General features: G+C 68.9%; 4 protein-coding genes. All 4 read left to right on the top strand.

All coding sequences use genetic code 11. The annotated features are described in order from the left end of the window. Positions 1 to 694, top strand: a 694-nt coding sequence (locus RWR81_RS12545) for a nucleoside recognition domain-containing protein (RefSeq protein ID WP_314458060.1), incomplete at its 5' end; no start/stop codon positions are given. A gap of 52 nt (positions 695 to 746) precedes the next feature. Beyond that, on the top strand, positions 747 to 1,283 hold the full coding sequence (locus RWR81_RS12540; RefSeq protein ID WP_314458059.1) for a NifU family protein: 537 nt from the start codon (positions 747 to 749) through the stop codon (positions 1,281 to 1,283). 220 nt (positions 1,284 to 1,503) lie between these two features. Then, the gene (locus RWR81_RS12535) at positions 1,504 to 1,974 is read left to right on the top strand and encodes a FeoA family protein (RefSeq protein WP_314458058.1); all 471 of its coding nucleotides are present in this window, start codon (positions 1,504 to 1,506) and stop codon (positions 1,972 to 1,974) included. After that, a complete protein-coding gene (locus tag RWR81_RS12530) occupies positions 1,971 to 4,070 on the top strand; it encodes a ferrous iron transporter B (RefSeq protein ID WP_314458057.1) in 2,100 nt (699 codons plus the stop codon). Before RWR81_RS12535 ends, RWR81_RS12530 begins: the two co-directional genes overlap by 4 nt. The last annotated feature ends 368 nt before the right edge of the window (positions 4,071 to 4,438 follow it).

Below are 4,438 nucleotides of genomic sequence, written 5' to 3'. Positions count from 1 at the left end.
CATCATGGTGTGGGACGCCTGCAAGGGCTTCCTGAAGAAGGCCGGCACGATCATCACCCTGACCACCGTCATCCTGTGGGTGCTGCTCAACGTCCCCATGCGCTCGGACGCCCAGTTCGAGGCCTTCTGCACCTCCGACACCCAGTGCGCGGCGGTATCGGCGGCGGTGGAGGACCCGTCGTCGTCCACCGTCAAGGGCGACGACGGGCAGACCGTCACCGACCCCGAGGAGCTCGACAAGCTGCTGGAGGCCCAGAAGACCTCCTACACGATGGACAACTCCTGGGCGGCAAGCGTCGGCAAGGCGGTCCAGCCGGTCTTCGAGCCGCTGGGCTTCGACTGGCGCATCAACGTGGCCACCCTGTCCTCGCTGGCGGCGCGCGAGACCTTCGTAGCCACCCTCGGCCAGATCGCCGCCGCCGAGGACCCCGAGGACCCCGGCGCCCACCTGGCCACGATGACCTACCAGCAGGACACCCTGACCAACAAGGCCGGCGACCAGCTGTTCAACCCGGCAACCGTCGTCGCCATCCTCGTGTTCTTCGTCTACGCCCTGCAGTGCATGGCCACGGCCGGTGCGATGCGCCGTGAGACCGGCACCTGGAAGTGGCCAATCATCGCCTACACCTACATGTTCGTCACCGCCTGGGTCATGGCGGCGGTGACCCACGCACTCGTCGCGGTGTTCATATAATCGCGACGATGACCGGACATGCGACAGGACAATCAGGAGAGGTGAGGCGGCCGTGCCCGTCGTTCCCACGCACCCGGTGACCACCCCGGACCCCGACGTGCTGCGGTGGGTCGTCCCCGACGGCCTGCTGCCCTTCACAGGGGAGGTGGCCCATGCGCCGGCGCTGCTTCAGGCGCTCATCGACGACGGCACCCTGAGCTCCGTACGGGTCGATGGCGGAGCGGTCCTCACCCTCCTGGGCCCCGGCCACAGCTGGCGATCGGAGGGCGCCCGGGTGCGCAGCGCGCTGGTGGACGCCCTGGGGGCCCCGCAGTCCTGGCAGGGCGGGGAGGCCGCCCGATCCTGCGGACCCGACGACGCCCTGGAGGCGGCCGCCAGGCAGGTCGCGGGCGGCACCCTGGGGTCCTTCGTCAACAGCCACGGGGGCTCGCTCGTGGTGCGCTCGGTGCGCGATGGCGTCGTCGAGATCGCCATGGAGGGCGCCTGCGACGACTGCCCGGCCGCCGAGATCACGATGCACGCGCGCTTCGAGCACCTGCTGCGGCGCCGCTGCCCCTGGCTGGTCGAGGTCCGCCGGGTCGAGGGGTAGGAGGAATCAGCCCCTCGTCACCGCGCGCCCCTTACCTCCTTCGCCGAGTCCGACGAGGCACCGAGGCCTTTTACTGCGGGCGGCGCCGGCTCGCTCTGATCTGTGTCAAAGATGCCCGCAAAGCCTGACGGTAGAGAAGGCTCACCTTAGACTGGAGTGGTCGATGCACAGCGTCCACTTTGGGACTGAGGACAGACAGAGGACAAACATGAGGACTCCGATGAGCTCCGAGGACACCGTGGCGACTACGGTCTCGCCCCACGGAACGTCAGCCCCCACTGACACCACCAGCGCCTCCTCCCCGAGGCAACATCCCCTGTCCGATCTGCACCTGGGCACCGCGGGGCGCGTCGTGAGCCTTCTGGAGGATGCGTCCAGCGACCCCATCATCAGGAGACTGAGCAACCTGGGCTTCGTCCCCGGCCGGATCGTGACGCCATTGCGCCGTGCCCCTCTGGGCGACCCGATCGTTTACCGCATCGCCGACTACGAGCTGTGCCTGCGCCGCCACGAGGCCTACATCGTCCAGGTCGAGGCCGTCACCGAGGCCGACGACATCGCCGAGACCAAGACCGAGTCCGTCACGGCACCTGAGGCGGAGACGAGCGAAGGGACCGCCCTCACCGAGCCGAGCACTGAGGCAACCACTGAGCCGACCACTGAGCCCGCAGGAGAGGAGCAGCACCGATGAGTGACCACTGCGCCACGCACGAGGTCCCCGGAGCCACGGACTGCCACTGCGGCTCCTCCAGCAGCAAGACCCTGGTGGCCGGGGCCCGGCGCATCGCCCTTGCCGGCGCCCCCAACGCCGGCAAGACCTCCATCTACAACGCCCTGACCGGTCTGCACGCCAAGACCGGCAACTACCCGGGCGTCACCGTGGCCCGATCGCTGGGGACCTGCCGGATCGGCGAGATCAGCCTGACGATCGAGGACCTGCCGGGCGCCTACTCGCTGGACCCGATCAGCCCCGACGAGCAGGTGGTGCGCGACGTCCTCACCGACGCCTCGCAGAGCGTCTCCGTGCCCGACGCCCTCGTGGTCGTCGTCGACGCCACGACGCTACGGCGGGGGCTGAACTTCGTCGCCGAGGCCCTCGCCCTGGACCTGCCCACCTGCCTGGTGGTCACCATGACCGACGAGCTCACGCGGCGCGCCGGGCGCCTGGACGTGGCGGCCCTCGGACAGGCCCTGGGGATCCCCGCCGTGCGGGTGGTCGGCAACCGCGGCATCGGCATACCCGAGCTGCGCGAGCGCCTCACCGAGGTGGCCTCCTGGCAGCGCCCGCCGCTGCCTGCACCGACGACCCCCACCGAGGTGGCCTCCTGGGCCGACTCCATCCTGGCCACCGCCGACTACCAGGCGCCTCAGCAGGACCGCATCACGACCGCCGTCGACCGGATCCTGCTCAACCCCATCCTGGGGTCCCTGGTGTTCTTCGCCATCATGTACGTCTTCTTCCAGGCGATCTTCACCTGGGCGGCTCCCCTCCAGGACGCCGTCGAAGGCGGGTTCAGCGCCCTGGGGCAGCTGGTGCACGGCTGGCTCGACGAGTCCCACCCGCTCATTGCCGGGCTCCTGGGTGACGGTCTCATCGGGGGTGTGGGCTCGGTGCTCACCTTCGTCCCCCAGATCATCATCATGTTCCTCATCATCGCCTTCCTCGAGGGCGTGGGGTACATGTCGCGCGCCGCCTTCCTCATGGACAGGATCATGAGTCGGGCCGGACTGGAGGGGCGGGCCTTCGTGGCCCTCCTGTCATCCTTCGCCTGCGCGATCCCCGGGATCATGGCCACCCGCACGCTGCCCAGCGCCAAGGACCGGGTGGCCACGATGCTGGCCGCCCCACTCATGACCTGCTCGGCGCGCCTGCCCGTCTACGTCCTGCTCACATCCATCATGGTGCCCGCTGACGCGAAGATCGGGCCGCTGGGCGCACGCGGCACCGTCATGTTCGCCCTCTACCTGCTGGGGGCAATCTCCGCGATGGTGGCCGCCTGGATGGTCAAGCGTCTGACCGACCGCGGCGGGGTACTGCTGCCCTTCTACATGGAGATGCCGCCCTATCGGCTGCCGCGACCGCGCACGGTCCTCATCATGGTGTGGGACGCCTGCAAGGGCTTCGTGAAGAAGGCCGGGACCGTCATCGCGCTGACCACGCTCGTCCTGTGGGTGCTGCTCAACATGCCGATGCGCTCCGAGGAGCAGTTCAACGCCCACTGCGCCGCCAGCGCCGAGTGCGCGGCCGTGTCCGCGGCGGTGGAGGACCCGTCGTCGTCCACCGTCAAGGGCGACGACGGCGAGGTCATCACCGACCCCGAGGAGCTCGACAAGCTGCTGGAGGCCCAGAAGACCTCCTACACGATGGACAACTCCTGGGCGGCAAGCGTCGGCAAGGCGGTCCAGCCGGTCTTCGAGCCGCTGGGCTTCGACTGGCGCATCAACGTGGCCACCCTGTCCTCGCTGGCGGCGCGCGAGACCTTCGTAGCCACCCTCGGCCAGATCGCCGCCGCCGAGGACCCCGAGGACCCCGGCGCCCACCTGGCCACGATGACCTACCAGCAGGACACCCTGACCAACAAGGCCGGCGACCAGCTGTTCAACCCGGCAACCGTCGTCGCCATCCTCGTGTTCTTCGTCTACGCCCTGCAATGCATGGCCACGGCCGGTGCGATGCGCCGTGAGACCGGCACCTGGAAGTGGCCGATCATCGCCTACACCTACATGTTCGTCACCGCCTGGGTCATGGCCGCACTGACGCGGTTCATCGTCGCCATGCTCGTGTAGGTGGGCCCAGCCGGGCCGTGCAGACTGCGCCGGGCTGGGCAGGCTGCGCCGGGCTGGGCAGGCTGCGCCCACCCACTTCGACAGAATCTTCATAAATGACGCGGAGCCGTGTCGTTTATGAAGATTCTGTCGAAGTGCTGGGTGCGGGCCGGCGCTGACGGCGCGAGCCAGCACCTGGCGACTTCCACCCACTCCACCTCCGCGGTCGCCTTCCACCTTCGCCTGCACAGCCACCTCCACGCCCACCTCCCACCTTCGCCTGCACAGCCACCTCCACGCCCACCTCCCACCTTCGCCTGCACAGCCACCTCCACGGCGAGCGATCGTCTAGGCTCGCGGCATGGCGACTCCTGAGTTCATCGTCTCCC

It is taken from the genome of uncultured Actinomyces sp. (genome assembly GCF_963526355.1).
GTDB lineage: Bacteria > Actinomycetota > Actinomycetes > Actinomycetales > Actinomycetaceae > Actinomyces.
Note: the sequence above shows the minus strand (reverse complement) of the source record. Positions and strands in the feature narration are given on the sequence as shown.

Excerpts from the sequence above, each read along its gene's own strand:
- RWR81_RS12535 (WP_314458058.1), top strand. The coding sequence starts at position 1,504 with ATGAGCTCCGAGGACACCGTGGCGACTACGGTCTCGCCCCACGGAACG.
- RWR81_RS12530 (WP_314458057.1), top strand. The coding sequence starts at position 1,971 with ATGAGTGACCACTGCGCCACGCACGAGGTCCCCGGAGCCACGGACTGC.